Source organism: Verrucomicrobiia bacterium (assembly GCA_019634635.1).
Lineage (GTDB): Bacteria > Verrucomicrobiota > Verrucomicrobiia > Limisphaerales > UBA9464 > UBA9464.
This window is the reverse complement of sequence record JAHCBB010000026.1, coordinates 1-15,377: the sequence shown is the minus strand read 5'-3', so window position 1 is coordinate 15,377 and position 15,377 is coordinate 1. Positions and strand designations below refer to the sequence as shown.

At 69.1% G+C, this 15,377-nt stretch carries 10 protein-coding genes and 1 pseudogene; 7 read left to right on the top strand and 4 right to left on the bottom strand.

Annotated elements, in window-relative coordinates; all coding sequences use genetic code 11:
- Positions 1-27: 27 nt before the first annotated feature.
- Positions 28-1,080 (top strand): agmatine deiminase family protein, encoded by a 1,053-nt coding sequence (locus KF791_15465; protein ID MBX3733973.1) that lies wholly within the window; start codon positions 28-30, stop codon positions 1,078-1,080.
- A 34-nt stretch (positions 1,081-1,114) separates the two neighbouring features.
- Here the strand turns inward: KF791_15465 and KF791_15460 are convergent, their stop codons facing one another.
- The 4 genes from KF791_15460 to KF791_15445 all read right to left on the bottom strand — a co-directional run bounded on the left by KF791_15460 (position 1,115) and on the right by KF791_15445 (position 8,057).
- Positions 1,115-1,999: a hypothetical protein gene (locus KF791_15460; GenBank protein MBX3733972.1), complete on the bottom strand. Its 885-nt coding sequence runs from the start codon at positions 1,997-1,999 to the stop codon at positions 1,115-1,117.
- A 104-nt stretch (positions 2,000-2,103) separates the two neighbouring features.
- Positions 2,104-4,776: a DNA translocase FtsK gene (locus KF791_15455; GenBank protein ID MBX3733971.1), complete on the bottom strand. Its 2,673-nt coding sequence runs from the start codon at positions 4,774-4,776 to the stop codon at positions 2,104-2,106.
- Positions 4,777-4,824: 48 nt separating this feature from the next.
- Positions 4,825-5,544 carry a trypsin-like peptidase domain-containing protein gene (locus KF791_15450; GenBank protein ID MBX3733970.1) on the bottom strand — a complete coding sequence of 240 codons (720 nt, stop codon included), beginning with the start codon at positions 5,542-5,544 and terminating at the stop codon, positions 4,825-4,827.
- Between the two features lie 68 nt (positions 5,545-5,612).
- Positions 5,613-8,057: a hypothetical protein gene (locus tag KF791_15445; GenBank protein MBX3733969.1), complete on the bottom strand. Its 2,445-nt coding sequence runs from the start codon at positions 8,055-8,057 to the stop codon at positions 5,613-5,615.
- Between the two features lie 616 nt (positions 8,058-8,673).
- Here KF791_15445 and KF791_15440 point away from each other — a divergent pair.
- The 6 genes and pseudogenes from KF791_15440 to KF791_15415 all read left to right on the top strand — a co-directional run bounded on the left by KF791_15440 (position 8,674) and on the right by KF791_15415 (position 15,261).
- Complete coding sequence (locus tag KF791_15440; GenBank protein MBX3733968.1) at positions 8,674-10,320, top strand: 3' terminal RNA ribose 2'-O-methyltransferase Hen1; 1,647 nt, start codon at positions 8,674-8,676, stop codon at positions 10,318-10,320.
- Between the two features lie 2 nt (positions 10,321-10,322).
- Positions 10,323-10,950 (top strand): annotated as a pseudogene (locus tag KF791_15435) (nucleotidyltransferase domain-containing protein).
- On the top strand, positions 10,947-11,474 hold the full coding sequence (locus tag KF791_15430) for a hypothetical protein (protein MBX3733967.1): 528 nt from the start codon (positions 10,947-10,949) through the stop codon (positions 11,472-11,474). Before KF791_15435 ends, KF791_15430 begins: the two are co-directional and overlap by 4 nt.
- A complete protein-coding gene (locus KF791_15425) occupies positions 11,471-11,677 on the top strand; it encodes a hypothetical protein (GenBank protein ID MBX3733966.1) in 207 nt (68 codons plus the stop codon). The genes KF791_15430 and KF791_15425 overlap by 4 nt, the downstream gene beginning before the upstream one ends.
- A 99-nt stretch (positions 11,678-11,776) precedes the next feature.
- The gene (locus KF791_15420; protein ID MBX3733965.1) at positions 11,777-12,547 is read left to right on the top strand and encodes a nucleotidyltransferase domain-containing protein; all 771 of its coding nucleotides are present in this window, start codon (positions 11,777-11,779) and stop codon (positions 12,545-12,547) included.
- The gene (locus KF791_15415) at positions 12,544-15,261 is read left to right on the top strand and encodes a polynucleotide kinase-phosphatase (GenBank protein MBX3733964.1); all 2,718 of its coding nucleotides are present in this window, start codon (positions 12,544-12,546) and stop codon (positions 15,259-15,261) included. The genes KF791_15420 and KF791_15415 overlap by 4 nt, the downstream gene beginning before the upstream one ends.
- The last annotated feature ends 116 nt before the right edge of the window (positions 15,262-15,377 follow it).

The following is a 15,377-nucleotide window of genomic DNA, read 5'->3' as shown; positions in this document are numbered from 1 at the left end:
TCCGGCTCCGATTGACTGGCTGGGCGCATGAGCAGTGCACAGACACCCAGGGAACTGGGATACCGGATGCCCGCCGAATGGGAACCGCATGCGGCCACGTGGCTGACGTGGCCGCGACCCGACGGCATCAGCTTCCCGGGGCGTTACGAGCCGATCCCCGACGTGTACGCCCGGTTCATCTTCCACCTCACCCGTCATGAACCGGTGCACCTGAACGTGTGGAACGAGGACCTTGGGGAGGAGATCCGCCGCGTGCTCCGACGGCATCATGTCCCGATGGATCGTGTGCATCTGCATCCCTTCCGCGCCTACGAGCCGTGGTGCCGGGATCATGGACCGATGTTTGTGGTTCGCGACCGCGGCGGGATCCGGGACCGGGCGGTGGTGGACTGGGGGTACAACGCCTGGGGAAACAAATACCCGCCCCACGACCTCGACGACGCCATCCCGAGGCACGTGGCGCACCTGCGAGGCCTGCCGCTGTTCGAACCGGGAATCGTGATGGAAGGCGGCGCGTTGGACGTCAACGGCCGCGGCGCCGTGCTCACCACCGAGTCCTGTCTGCTCCATGAAAACCGCAATCCCCTGCTCAACCGCGCCCGGATTGAGGAGAAGCTCCGCGACTACCTCAATGTCTCGAAGATCCTGTGGCTGGGCGACGGCATCGCCGGCGACGACACCGACGGGCATGTGGATGACCTCGCCCGGTTTGTCGCTCCGGGCACCGTGGTGACGGTGGTCGAGCCGGATCCGGCGGATGAGAACTTCGCGCCGCTGCGGGAAAACCGGCGCCGGCTTGCCGGGATGACGGACCAGGACGGCGTCCCGCTCCGGATTGTGGAGCTGCCCATGCCGCGCCGGATCGAGCTGGACGACCAGCGACTGCCGGCGAGTTACGCCAACTTCTACATCGCCAACGGGCTCGTGGTGGTGCCGACGTTTCGCGATCCCAGGGATGCCGATGCCGTGGCCGTCCTGCAGTCGTGCTTCCCCGACCGGGAGGTGATCGGACTCGACTCCTCGGACTTGATCTGGGGCCTGGGATCCTTCCACTGCATCAGCCAGCAGGAACCCCTGTAGAGGCACCGGCGCCGGGAGGGAGTCCACACACCGCTCAAGGACGGCCGGGGGCGATCCCGGCGAGACCCCGGGTCGCCGCGCTGCGAACCTTCAGTTCGGGGTCGGCTGCCAACGCCTCGAGGGCGCTGCGGGCTTCCGGCACCCCGGCATGCGCCCCAAGCAGTTCAGCGCCCGCCCACCGATCCATCACGTTCGTGCTTTCCAGGAAGCGGAGTCCCAGGGCCACTTGACGCGGTCCATCGCCCACGCCGCGGAACTTCGAGAGATAGAGCACCCAGTTGGCCGCAACCCGTGGATCCGTCTCCCCGGGGATCGCGGCCAGCAGGGCCTCATGGGCACCCGGTTGCCGTAGGGACGCCTCGTCCAGCGCCAGCGCCCAGCCGGCGTGATCCCGAACCCGCGGATCGCTGGCGCCAAGCAGCTGGATCAACACCGCCACCCCGTCGGGACCGCTTCGGACCAGCGCCCGGCCGAAATGCGCAGCCAGCGGACGCGTGTGCACCATCGCATGCCGGAGGGCAGGCACCAGCGGGCTGATGTCCACGCCTTGCTTCTCTGCGAGCATCCAGGCGGCCTGGGCCGCCCTGGCCTTCCGTTCGGAAAGCGACAACGCCGGAGCCGGGAGAATGCGGCACCGCACCAGCAGTTCCTCGGTGCGATGAAACCATCCGTAGCCACGGACCCTGAGAATCGCCCTCAGGCCGGGAACCGCCCGAGCCCCAAGCGCCTCCAGCGCGGCAACGGCTTCGTCACGGTCCGCCGCCCTGGACGGCAGCGGATCCAGCCGCTCCAACCACGCGCCGACCGTGCGCCCATCGTGGCGCGGTGCCGGGGAACCCGACACCACGGCCCAAAGCACGCCCAGGGTCAGCGCCACGGCGACGCCAACCATCCAGACCGGCCTGGCAACAGGTTTCATGTTGAGCGTGAGGATCGAGAGCGGACAAAGAACGGCAGGCACTCGGGGCCGCGGATCAAAAGAGCCCCCTGCCCCGGACTGCCGGTTCGCAACCGGCCCTGATGTTAGACCATGCTTTGACCGCCACCGTCGTAGCCCTGCCCATCCAGGTCCAGCAGGACGTCCCGCGGTTCCGCGCCCTTGCTGGGACCCACAACACCACGGTCTTCGAGAATATCCAGGAGGCGCGCGGCGCGCCCGTAGCCGATTTTGAGACGTCGTTGGAGCAGGGAGGTGCTGGCCTTCCGCTCGCTGCGAATCACATCCATCGCCCGTGCCAGCATGGCCTCGTCCTCGTCGCTCGTGCCGTCATCGGCATCAGGATCCAGCGACATCGAACCCATGCTGCCCTGCGCTTTCTGCAACGCCTGGTGGATCTCGGCGTCGTAGCTCGGTTTGCCCTGGGCGGCAATGTGCGCGACGACCTTCTCGATCTCCTGATCGGTGATCAACGCCCCCTGGCAGCGGAGCAGGCGTCCGCTCCCGGGTGGCAGGTACAGCATGTCGCCCTTGCCCAGCAGCTTGTCGGCGCCCATCTGGTCCAGAATCGTCCGCGAATCCACCTTGGCCGCGACCTGGAAGGCGATCCGGGCGGGGATGTTGGCCTTGATGACCCCGGTGATGACGTCCACGGACGGCCGCTGGGTGGCGACGATGCAATGAATGCCCGCCGCGCGCGCCATCTGGGTGATGCGCGCAATGGCCATCTCGACATCCGCCGGCGCCACCAGCATCAGGTCCGCCAACTCGTCAATGATCACCACAATGTAGCTCAGCTTTTCGGGGATCACGATGTCCTCGTCGCGCGGCACGACGATCTGCTCGTCCACCTCGACAGCGAAGCCATCGGATCCCGGCTCGATCTTCTCCCGTTTCTGCAGCAGCGGCAGTTCGGGCTGCTTTTCGGGCGGTGAGACGTTGCGGGGGCGTTCGTTGAAGGCCTTGATGTTGCGCACGCCCACCTTGGCAAAGATCTGGTAGCGCTTCTCCATCTCGTTGACCACCCAGCGAAGCGCGAGGATGACCTTCTTGGGATCGGTGACGACGGGCACCACCAGATGCGGCAGGGCGTTGTACTGCTGCAACTCCACCACCTTGGGATCAATCATCACGAAACGAAGCTGGTCGGGGCCGAACCGGTAGAGCAGCGATGCGATGATGGTGTTGATGCAGACCGATTTCCCGGAGCCGGTGCTGCCGGCGATCAGCACATGCGGCATGTCCGCCAGATCGGCGATCACCGGCTGGCCGTACACATCCTTGCCCAGTGCCAGCGGAATGCGCGCGCGGCTGCCCTGCCACTCCGGCGATTCCAGCAGGTCCCGCATGATGACCTTGGTCTTCACCGAGTTCGGGACCTCGATGCCCACCGAGGATTTGCCGGGGACGGGGGCCAGGATGTGGATGCGCTCCGCCTTGAGCGCCGCCGTGATGTTGTTGGTCAGGCCCACAATTTTTTCGAGCTTCACCCCGGGGGCCGGATGCAGCTCGTACCGGGTGATGGTCGGGCCCCGGGTGATGTCGCCGGGCGCCACCTCGATGCCAAACTGGGCCAGCGTCTGCACCATGAGACGCGAGTTCGCCATCAGCTCCGCCTTGGTTTCGGTCGGGCGGATCGTGTGGTCCGGCAGGTGCAGCAGATCCAGGGATGGCAGCCGGTAGTCCCCGATCAGCGGCGTGGTGGCCACCGTGATCGGCTTGTTGCGCCGCGGCTGGAGACGGCCCCGGGGTGCCGTCACGGGCAGCGGCACCGGCGGCGTGTCGTCCGAAGCCCCCTCCCCGTCCGCCGCCGGACCTTCCGATACCGGCGGGCTGCCAGGCGTTGCGGCATCCGTCGGGACGCCCGCCGACGCGTCGGAGCCGGGAAGGGTCCGGGCCACCTCCGCCGCACTGATCCGCGTGCCCTCGGTGGCTGCCACCGAGGCGGCCCCGGGAAGCACGGACACACTGTTGTCCTGAAACCGCGGCTCCGGAACCGGCATCAGATCGGGTCCCAGGCCGCTGGGACCGCCTTCGGCTGACGCTCCGGCACCGGGGGGCGCCCCGGACCCGGGCTCGCCATCTGCAATCTCCTCGAGGCGTCGCGCCTGGCGGGCCAGCCGCTTCGCCTCCTTCTCAATGGCCGCCTGCTCCGCGGCCAGTCGTTCCGCCTCGTTTCTCGGCACCCGGACGAACAGCCGCTTCACCAGGTTCACCAGCATGAAGTCGGTCAGCAGGATCAGGCTCACGACGTAGATCGTGGCGTATACCAACTTGGCCCCGGTCCGGTTCAGAAAATAGACCACCAATACCGAGTTGAGCTGGGATCCCAGCAGCCCGCCAGCGCTCGGGGCGCTGCCGCGGGTGCCCATCGGGGGCAGGTCGCTGCTGAACAGATCCAGCATGCCGGCGCAGGAAACCAGCAGGCCGATCGCGGCGACCGGAGCCCGCCAGGTGCGTCGCAGATAGCTCAGCGCCGGAACAAAGCTGGCGCAGCCAAAACCGATCATCAGGACGGGAATCAGGTACGAGGAGGCCCCGAGTCCAAAAATCAGCCAGTCCGCCACGGCGGCGCCAACCCGTCCGAGGGCATTTTGGATCAGCGCATTGGGCGGCGACGCATTCGAGGCCAGGTCCCCGTGGTCGTAGGTGAACAGCGCCAGACCAAGCGCCACGGCCAGCCCGATCAGGACCAGTCCGGTGAGGTCACCGGACCGGACACGGGGATCGTCGGGAATGTTGGCTCGGACGCGCGACACCTCCCCACGTTCTCCGCCGCGAGGAACCGGACGCAAGTGGATTGCGGCTCAATGCGTCAGCGTCATCAGGATGTCCGCATACCAGGCACAGTTCAGCCCGAGCGATTCATCCTGCACCAGATCGCGCCCCCCCATGTCCATACGGGCCGAATGCACGCCGAGCAGCTTCCACGGCAACGCCGGCCCGGTTTCCGGGCTGCGCAGCACCACCGGAGCGCCGCTGGTGCCGCGGTGGGTCCGGGCGTCCGTCAGGAAGTAACCCTTTCCCTGGAAGCGCAATCCGAAGGAGGAGGCGATCGCGGCGTGACGTGCGACAGGCAGATGGTGGAGGGCGTCATGGAACCCCAGGGGAAAGCCGACAATCAGCAGGGAACTGCCCACCTCCACCTCCTCCAGGGCACCCTGAAGATGTGCCGGCGTGAAGCAGTGGAGCGCCGCGTCCTTGGGCATCGCGGCCCGCTCCAACTCGATCACCGCCACATCAATCTCGCCCCCCGAATCCCTCCCCTGCCGCCAAAGGCTCCGTCCATCCCGATACAGCGGCACCGAAAGTCCGATCGAGCGCGTGAGGTTCTTCGGGTCATTGTGCAGTTCGATTTCAATGCGGCTTGGGAAGTGGCCGCTCGCCTCGTCACAGAGGACGTGCCGGCCCGTCACCAGAAACCGCCGCTTGTTCCGTTCGAAGAAGAACCCGCTTGCGCCGGTCAGCAGGGCGTTCCCGTAAAAGGTCGAAACCCGGGCGGTGGTGAGCAGCAGGGATTCAATCATGTCGGGCACGCACTCCGGTTTTCAGCCTGGGTCCGCACCCGGTTCGGTTCAAGAAGAAGCACCCCCGCTCAGGGAAGCAGGTCCACCCGGTACCATTGGCCGGACACCTCCGCGACCGGGACCGTCGCCTCAAGGACCGGGCCGGTGGCGGTCCGCGGTTCCCCAAGGGGCGCAAAGGCCTCCCCAAGGGCCCCCGTCGCCATGAGTTGATACCGGGAGCCGGCAGTGGCGTTCCACGCGAGCACCAGCAGGCCCGATGGAGACAGGGTCACCGACAAGGACGGCGCCGTCGGCGTCACGGCAAACCGCCAGGTCGAGTAACTCGACGCGGGAAGACCTCCGGCCTCGGCAAACGCCCCGCCCACCTGCAGCGCCCCATCCTCCACCGCGAGCCCGTACACGAAGGGATCCGTCCCAATCGGTCCCGCCGTGATCCCGCTGCCGAGCGGCGACCACTCCGTGCCATCGAACCGGGCGATGCGCCGTGTGGCGACCGGACCGGCATTGGTGAATACACCGCCCGCAAACACCCCCGCGGCGGACGCGTTCACCACGGCGACATACTCCTGCATCGAGTCGGTGCCCACACCCGACGCCAGCGGCGCCCACATGGTGCCGTCCCAGGACGCGATCCGATTGACGGTCAACCCTCCAATCCGCTGAAAGTACCCCCCGGCATACAACCGGCCATCATGAACGCTCAGGCCGAGAACGGTGGCGTCCGGTGCGCCCCCGGGAGTCGTCCAGGCGGCGCCATCCCACCGCGCCAGGAACGGCACGGGCTGGTTGAAGGCCCCTCCTGCGAAGAGCGCATCGCCCAGGAACGCAAGGGCCTGGACAGTGCCGCCACCGGGGGCGACGAGCCCTTCCCCAAGGGCGGACCATTCCGATCCATTCCAGCGGGCGATGTTGCGGACGGCCTGGCCCCCGGCCTGATTGAATGCGCCGCCGGCCACGAGGTCGCCGTTGGGCGCCACGGCAAGCGACAGGACCCCGGCTCCAGGGCCGCCGAACAGTCCACCTCCCAGCGCGGACCAGGTGGCGCCATCCCAACGGGCCACGTTCGTCGTCGCAACGCCACCGGCCACGCTGAAGCTGCCACCCACATAGACCTGCGATCCATGCGTGGCGATGGCCCGGATCAATCCCGGCTGGCCAAGGGCCTGCACGCCGCCACCCAGCGGATGCCACGCCCCGCCGCGCCGTACGGTGATACTGTTCACCCGCACGCCGCCAGCGGTCGGAAACTGTCCACCCACGTACGTCCCCTCGGGAGTGGACACCGCCGCCTGCACAGACCCCGCGACGCCGCTGCCCATCGCCGACCATTGCCCGCCATCCCAGAGCGCGAGGCCGGGAACCGTGGAACTTCCGGCCTCGGAAAAATTGCCGACCGCATAGACTCCCGCCGAGCCGGCCGCCAGCGCCGCCACCGTGCCCACCACGCCGATGGAGGTGTTCAGGGGGTCGGCGTAGGCGCCCCAGTCGGTGCCGTTCCATCGCGCCAGCCCGGTCACCGGAACCTCGCCCGCAGTGGTGAAGGTTCCCCCGGCCACCAGTGCTCCTTCGTGCACCACGAGAGTGTTTGCCGCCGGGAACAACCCGCCGCCCAGTCCGGAGCCCAGCGGCGACCACGCGGCCCCATCCCAGCGGGCGATCAGATTCGCCGGAACATTCCCGGCCGTGGTGAAGTTACCGGCAGCCATCAGGTTGCCGCCGTACACGGCGAGCGCGTTGACCTCCATGTTCACGCCCGAGCCGACCGGGGACCATTGCTCGCCGTCCCATTCGGCGATGGACCGGATCAAGGTGCCCCCCGCCTGGATCACGAAAAAGTTGCCGCCCGCGTAGATGCGGCCGTCATGGACGGCAATGGCCCGGATCCTGAAATTGGCCGCAAGTCCGCTGCCGATCGGTGACCAGCCCGCTCCGTCCCAACGACCAATGCCCAGAAGGGGCACATCCCCGGCCGCACTGAAGCTGCCCCCGACATAGACCTGCCCCCCGTGGATCGTGATGGACTGCACCGCTCCATTGAGCCCCGGCCCGAGGGGCCACCAACGCGTGCCGTCCCATCGGGCAATCCGGCTTGCCGGCTCCCCGCCCGCGGTGGTGAACGTGCCGCCGACGTACACGTCCGTGCCGTCCACAGCGATGGCATGGACCGTGCCGTCAAACAGCGGGTTGAGGAAGTTCTCCAGACCGCTGCCCAGCGCATGCCATACCCGTCCATCCCAGCGGGCAATGCCGTTGGCCGCGAGGCTGCCGGCGCCCGCCAAAACGGCGCCAATGCGATTGAAGCTCCCGCCGACGTACGCGCCGTCGGCCGTCACCGCAACCGCGGTGGCCACGGCGGGGAAAATCTCTCCGCCAAACACCGGGCTGACAAATTCGGCCGACCAGCCGGACGCACCCGGGGCCTCCGCAGCGTCCACCCTCCCGCAGGACACGGCCCAGGACACGGCCAGAATGGTCAGCACCCTCGCGAAGCCACCCGACAACGTAGAAAACATCGCTGCTGCTTAGCATGCCCCGCTCCCAGACGGCAACCTTGCGATGAACGCCGACACGATGGACCCACGGCATCGCCTCCAGGAGTTCGAGCACGTTCCCGACGATTATCGCAATGACGATCGAAGCCGACCACGACCAACGCGGCGGCAATACCGATGGCAGAAACCACCCCGGTGGCCGGGCGGACCTGCCAGTCATTCGGATACATCTTCACACGACTCGCTTCCGCAAAAGGTGCGCACGGCCGATTCAGTTCACCTATGGCGCCCCCCTCTGCGACTCCAGAAATGCCAGTTGCCATTCCGAGGCCGCCATGCGGTGGAGTGGAGTGGGCGCGGGTACGTGCCACTGGAAGCAAATCCACAGCCATCCCTCAGAAAATGGGGCAGAGAACGGCTGAGTTGGCGTTTCGCGGGCGGGCGATGCAGCCTGTCTGTGAAAGAAAAGCTCTTATCAATAGCCTCGCGGCATTCACCGACTGCGGCCGCAGCCGGCGTTGCCCGGCCAGGCGTGAGCACGACACGCCGGAAACACCGGGCCGCCCGCGGCCGCCGGGCAACCCTTTTCACTTTGTGAGGCCAGCCTCCAGGCTTGGACCACGGCGCGGCTGACGCGATGCGGCGCTTGTGGCAGGCTTTCCCAGTGCTCCTCACGCTCACCACCACGCACCGGCCCGCCACGGACCTTGGCTACTTGTTGCGCAAGAACCCGGCGCGGGCGCAATCCTTCTCCCTGACGTTCGGCCGCGCGCACGTCTTCTACCCCGAGGCGGCGGAAGACCGCTGCACCGCCGCGCTGCTGGTCGAGGTGGACCCCGTGGGCCTCGTCCGCAACCGCCGCGGGCCGGCCGGCGAGGGCGGCCTGCTCGACCAGTACGTGAACGACCGGCCCTACGCCGCGTCGTCCTTCCTGGGCGTCGCGCTGGCGGAGGTGTTCGGCACCGCGCTCTCCGGCGCGTGCAAGGAGCGTCCGGAACTCGCGGACCAGCCCCTGCCGCTGGAGGCCACCCTGCCCGCCGTGCCGGTCCGCAGCGGCGAGGAGTTCCTGCGCCGTCTCTTCGAGCCGCTCGGCTACCAGATCGCCGCCGCGCGCCTGCCGCTGGACGCGCAGTTTCCGGAGTGGGGCGAGGGCGCGCTGCACCGCGTCACGCTCGCCGCCACGCTGCCGCTGCACCGGCTCCTGAGCCACCTCTACGTGCTCGTGCCCGTGCTCGACAACGACAAGCACTACTGGGTCGGCGACGACGAGGTGGCCAAGCTCCTCCGCCACGGCGAAGGCTGGCTGGCCGCGCATCCCGCGCGCGACCTCATCGCCCGCCGCTACCTCAAGCACCGCCGCGGCCTCGTGGACGACGCCCTGGAGCAGCTCGGCGAAGGCGACACCGCCCCGGACGAGGCCGCCGCGGCGCGCGACGCCGAGGAGGCTGCGCTGGAGGCCCGCGTGGGACAGGTTGGCAACCTGCCCACTGACCGCCCTGCGGAAGTGGAGCCTCAGCTGCATGAGCCGATGCAACCGCCTGTGTCCTCACCCGGCTGCGAGGCGGATGGCGTACCGGTTGGAAACCGGTCCCATGCCGTGAGGGAAGGATCCCCGCCCGGCACCGGCACCGACGGCGAAGCCCCATCTCCCGGGACCCCGGACGCTAGGCCCGAGACCCCGCCGCTCCACGAGCAGCGCCTCGGCGCCGTGCTCGCCGTGCTCAAGGCGGGCGGCGCGGCCTCCGTGCTAGACCTCGGCTGCGGCGAGGGACGGCTGCTGCGCCTGCTGCTCCGGGAACGGCAGTTCACCCGCATCCTCGGCCTCGAGGTCTCCCACCGCGCCCTGGAAATGGCCGCGGACAAGCTCCGGTACGACCGCCTGCCCGCCCCGCAGAAGGAGCGCCTGAAGCTGCTCCACGGCTCGCTCATGTACCGCGACGCGCGCCTCGCCGGTTTCGACGCCGCGGCCGTGGTCGAGGTGGTCGAGCACCTCGACCCGCCGCGGCTGGCCGCGTTCGAGCGCGTGCTCTTCGAGTTCGCCCGGCCCGGCACCGTGGTGCTCACCACGCCGAACCGGGAGTACAACGTGAAGTGGGAGAGCCTCCCCGCCGGCCGCTTCCGCCACCGCGACCACCGCTTCGAGTGGACGCGTGCGGAGTTCCGGGCCTGGGCGGAGGGCGTCTCCGCCCGCTTCGGCTACGCCGTGCGCTTCCTGCCCGTCGGCCCGGAGGACGCGGCCATCGGCGCGCCGACGCAAATGGGGGTGTTTGATAGGTCCGCCTAGCCATGTCCCATCAGCCGCACAACCTCTCCGCCGGTACGCAGGTCGTCGCGCTCGTCGAGGTGCGTGGGACCAACAACTCGCTCGTGCATCCGCGCGGTGCGGTTGGCGTCATCACGCGCACACCGGCGGGCGGGGCGGAGAAGCATTTCCTCGTCCGGTTCCCCGACGGTTTTGAAACGCCGCTCACCCGTGACCAGCTCGACGTGCTCAGGCACTTCAAGGACAGGCTGCCGGGTCCGGAGGCGCCGGCGGGCTTTGAGCTGGAGGAGGTCATCATTTACCGCTGCGTCGTCGGCTCGCGGGCCTACGGCCTGGACACCGACGACTCCGACACCGACCGGCGCGGCATCTGCCTCGCGCCCGCCGACCTGCAATGGTCGCTTTTTGGCGCGCCGGAGCAGTTTGAGGACAACGCGGAGCAAAGCTGCTACTGGGAGCTGCAAAAATTTCTCAGCGTGGCGCCAGCAGCTCCACCGCGACTTCGAGCGCGCCCTCGCCGAGACCAGGCTCCCCGAGCGCCCGGGCTACGAGGCTGCGAATGGTTTCCTGATCAAGGCCCGGCGGTGCTCGGCAGGCATTGATTCAGCCGCTCCGGCTGACAGGATGACCGCAGAGCTTCCGATCCTGTGAACATCAAGGACACCATCGCAACGATCAGCCGGCTGCCGGCCGACGGCGTGATCGAACGCTACGCCATCGGCGGCGCGGTGGGTGCGACCTTCTATCTCGAACCCGTCGCCACGCTCGACGTGGATGTCTTCGTCGAGTTCCGGCCGGAACCAGGGCGCCGCCTCACGAGCCCGCAGCCGATCTTCGACTACCTCAAGGCCCGGGGCGCGACGATGGAGGGCGAATACATCGTCGTCGCCGGCTGGCCCGTGCAATTCCTGCCCGCCTCCGGCCCGCTGCTGGAGGAGGCTATGTCACAGGCGGTCGAGCGCGATGTGGCCGGGATGCCCGCCCGCGTGTTCTCCGCCGAGCACCTCGCCGCCATCGCGCTCCAGACCGGCCGCGCCAAGGACAAGGCCCGCCTGCTCCAGTTCCTTGAGGCCGGCGTGCTCGACGCCGGCCGCTTCCACGACATCCTCGCCCGGCATGGCCTGCAGACGGCGTGGCGCCGCTTTGAGGACCAGTTCCTGAAAGACGCGCCATGACCTCTGCCTTCGCCAGAATCCTCGCGGGCAAGCGCGAGTTCCGCCAACGCCTCGCCACCCGGCCGATTGCGGAGAGGCTCGCCATGCTGGATGCCCTGCGGGAACGCACCCTGGCCGTTCGCCCGCCTCCGTCGGGGAGGGAAGCCGTGGCGCTTTGTGAGGAGGCGTCGCCCTGCCGGGCAGCGGAGGAGGATGTGCGATGAAGCCGGAAAACGGCGAAATGCGGTGGCCCGAAGCGGACGCTTGGCGTCAGGAACTCCACCGCGACTTCGAAGCACCGCGCCAGATGGCACAAGCCGACCATGATTGACCCCCGCCTCCACCGCATCGTCGCGCCGCAGCCGCATCCGTTGCTCTTCGCCACGATCAGCGGGGCGCATCTCTACGGGATTCCGTCGCCGGACTCGGACTTCGATCTGCGCGGGGCGCATGTGCTGCCGTTGGAGCGGGTCGTCGGGCTGGAAGTACGCGACGAGACGGTGGAGGACAGCCGGGTGATCGGGGGGCTGGAGATGGACATCGTCTCGCATGACGTGCGGAAGTTCTTCGGGCTGCTCCTCAAGAAGAACGGCTACGTGCTGGAGCAGCTCTTCTCCCCGCTCATCGTCCACGCCACGCCGGAGCACGGGGAGCTGAAGGAGGCGTGCCGCACGGGCCTGATCACGCGGCACCATTCCCACCACTACTTCGGGTTCGCCGAGACGCAGTGGAAGCTGTTCCTCAAGGAGTCGCCGCGCCGGGTGAAGCCGCTGCTCTGCGTGTACCGCGTGCTCCTCACCGGCATCCACCTGATGCGCACGGGCGAGGTGGAGATGAACCTCGTCACGCTCAACGAGGAGTTCCGCCTGCCCCACCGCGGCGGGCTGGTGGAGCGCAAGACCTGCGGCGAGAACACCACTCTGGCCGACGCGGACCTGGCCTTTCATGAAGCGGAATACCAGCGCCTGCGCGGCGAACTGCAGGCGGCGCATGAGGCGAGTTCGTTGCCGGAGCTGCCGGGCGAGGCGACGCGGGCGGCCCTGAACGACCTGCTGGTACGGGTGCGGACGAACGGATGGGTTGCCGCCGGATGAAACTTACCCTCCCCGAACTCTCCCTCGTCGTGCTGGTCGGCGTGTCCGGCGCGGGCAAAAGCACGTTTGCGCGGCGGCATTTCAAGCCCACGGAGATCCTGTCGTCCGACTTCTGCCGCGGGCTGGTGAGCGACGAAGAGAACAGCCAGGCGGCCACGAAGGACGCCTTTGACGTGCTGCACTTCATCGCCCGCAAACGGCTGGCCGCCGGCCGGCTCACGGTGGTGGATGCGACCAACGTGCAGCCCGAGGCGCGCCGGCCGCTGGTGGAGCTGGCACGGGAGTTCCACTGCCTGCCGTTGGCCCTCGTGCTGGACGTGCCGGAGCGGGTGGCGCACGAGCGCAACCGGTCCCGGCCTGACCGCGATTTCGGCCCGCACGTCATCCGGCAGCAGGCGGCGCAGCTCCACCGTTCGCTGCGCGGGCTGCCGCGCGAGGGCTTCCGGCGCGTCCACGTCCTGCGGTCCCTGGAGGAGATCGAGGCGGCGGAGATCGTCCGCGAGCCGCTCTGGAACAACCTGAAGCACGAGCACGGCCCCTTCGACCTCGTCGGCGACGTGCATGGATGCTGCGACGAGCTCGTCGAGCTGCTGGGAAAGCTGGGGTATGAGGTGGACATGGGGAGCGCACGCGTCCCGCGTGCCGTTGAAGGCGTCGCGCCTTCAACTTCCTCCGGTACCGACGATGCCTCCGGCGCGACGCCCGCGCTCCCCGATACGTTTCGCGTCTCCCATCCCGCCGGCCGGAAGCTCGTCTTCCTCGGCGACCTCGTGGACCGCGGGCCGCAGACGCCGCAGGTGCTGAAACTCGTCATGCGGGCGGTGGCGGACGGCGTGGCGCTCTGCGTGCCGGGCAACCACGACGTGAAGCTCATGCGCAAGCTGCAGGGCCGCGACGTGCAGGTCACCCACGGCCTCGCCGAGTCGCTCGCGCAGCTCGCGGGCGAGAGCGAGGACTTCCGCCGGCGCGTGGCGAAGTTTCTGGACGACCTCGTGAGCCACTACGTGCTCGACGGCGGGCGGCTGGTCGTGGCGCACGCGGGGCTGAAGGAGGCGATGCACGGCCGCGGCTCGGGCGCGGTGCGGGACTTCGCGCTGTACGGCGAGACCACGGGCGAGACGGACGAGTTCGGCCTGCCGGTGCGCCACGACTGGGCCGCCGAGTACCGCGGTGCGGCGATGGTCGTCTATGGCCACACGCCCGTGCCGGAGCCGGAATGGCTGAACCGGACGATCAACATTGATACCGGCTGCGTCTTCGGCGGGAGGCTGACGGCGCTGCGGTATCCGGAGAAGGAGCTGGTGTCCGTACCGGCGCGGCGGACGTATGCCGAGCCGCGGAAGCCCTTCCTCACGCCCGAGACGCAGGCCCCGGCCCTTTCCGCCCAGCAGCAGCACGACGACCTGCTCGACCTCGCGGACGTGACGGGCAAGCGCCTCGTGAGCACGCGGCTGCACGGCAGCGTGACCGTCCGCGGGGAGAACGCGACCGCCGCGCTGGAGGTGATGAGCCGCTTCGCGGTGAACCCGAAATGGCTGATCCATCTGCCCCCCACGATGTCGCCGTGCGGCACGAGCCGGCTTCCCGGCCTGCTCGAGCATCCGGCGGAGGCCTTCGCGTACTACCGGCAGGAGGGCGTGCCGCGCGTGGTCTGCGAGGAGAAGCACATGGGCTCGCGCGCGGTGGTGATCGTCTGCCGCGACGAGGACGCCGCCCGGCGTGGCTTCGGCGTCGCAGGCGAGGGCGCGGGGGTCGTCCATACGCGCACCGGGCGGCGGTTCTTCGACGATGCGGCGCTGGAGGCGGATTTCCTCGGCCGCGTGCGCGAGGCCGTGACGCGCGCCGGGCTTTGGGACGAGCTGGCCACCGGCTGGCTCTGCCTCGACTGCGAGCTGATGCCGTGGTCCGCCAAGGCGCAGTCGCTGCTGCGGGAGCAGTACGCCCCCGTCGGCGCGTCGGCCGGGGCCATGCTGGGCGAGGCGGCGAACCTGCTCCGGCAGGCGGAGGCCCGCGGCCTGGATGTGGGCGAACTGCGCGGCCGCACCGAGGCCCGCCGCACGATGGCCGCCGGGTACGTGGCCGCGTACCGCCGCTACTGCTGGCCGGTGGGGTCGGTGGACGACCTCCGGCTCGCGCCGTTCCACCTGCTCGCGTCGGAGGGGAAGGTCCACACGGACCAGCCGCACGAGTGGCACATGGCCACGCTGGCGCGGCTGGCGGGGAGCGGAGCGCCGCCCTCCGGGCCGGCGGGCCCTGAAAGCCTGCCCCCACGCGCCGGACCGGGGACCGGCGCTCCGGGGGAGGGCCTTCTCCTTCCCACGCTGTTCCGCGTCGTGGACGTGACGAATCCCGACAGCGAAACCGCCGCGGTCCGCTGGTGGGAGGAGCTCAGCGCGCGCGGCGGCGAGGGCATGGTGGTCAAGCCGCTGGACTTCATCGCCCGCGGCCGGCGCGGCCTGATCCAGCCGGCGGTGAAGTGCCGCGGCCGCGAGTATTTGCGCCTCATCTACGGTCCGGAGTACACCGCACCGGAGAACCTCGAACGCCTGCGGTCGCGCGGGCTGAACGCGAAGCGCTCGCTGGCCCTGCGCGAGTTCGCCCTCGGTGTCGAGGCGCTGGAGCGCTTCGTCCGCCGCGAGCCGCTGCGCCGCGTCCACGAGTGCGTCTTCGGCGTGCTCGCGCTCGAGAGCGAGCCGGTGGACCCGCGGCTGTGAGGGCTGCGCCGCGGCCATCGGCGCAGCATGGGCTACGGGGGAGGCGACGCGCGGAGGCGGCCGGCGGATTCGTCATTGGGGAATGGATAGAGTGCCAGGTCATCTGTCACGAAACT

Coding starts and splice junctions, on each gene's coding strand:
- KF791_15450 (MBX3733970.1), bottom strand. CDS start 5,544: ATGATTGAATCCCTGCTGCTCACCACCGCCCGGGTTTCGACCTTTTAC.
- KF791_15425 (MBX3733966.1), top strand. CDS start 11,471: ATGACCTCTGCCTTCGCCAGAATCCTCGCGGGCAAGCGCGAGTTCCGC.
- KF791_15440 (MBX3733968.1), top strand. CDS start 8,674: ATGCGGCGCTTGTGGCAGGCTTTCCCAGTGCTCCTCACGCTCACCACC.
- KF791_15465 (MBX3733973.1), top strand. CDS start 28: ATGAGCAGTGCACAGACACCCAGGGAACTGGGATACCGGATGCCCGCC.
- KF791_15420 (MBX3733965.1), top strand. CDS start 11,777: ATGATTGACCCCCGCCTCCACCGCATCGTCGCGCCGCAGCCGCATCCG.
- KF791_15445 (MBX3733969.1), bottom strand. CDS start 8,057: ATGTTTTCTACGTTGTCGGGTGGCTTCGCGAGGGTGCTGACCATTCTG.
- KF791_15415 (MBX3733964.1), top strand. CDS start 12,544: ATGAAACTTACCCTCCCCGAACTCTCCCTCGTCGTGCTGGTCGGCGTG.
- KF791_15460 (MBX3733972.1), bottom strand. CDS start 1,999: ATGAAACCTGTTGCCAGGCCGGTCTGGATGGTTGGCGTCGCCGTGGCG.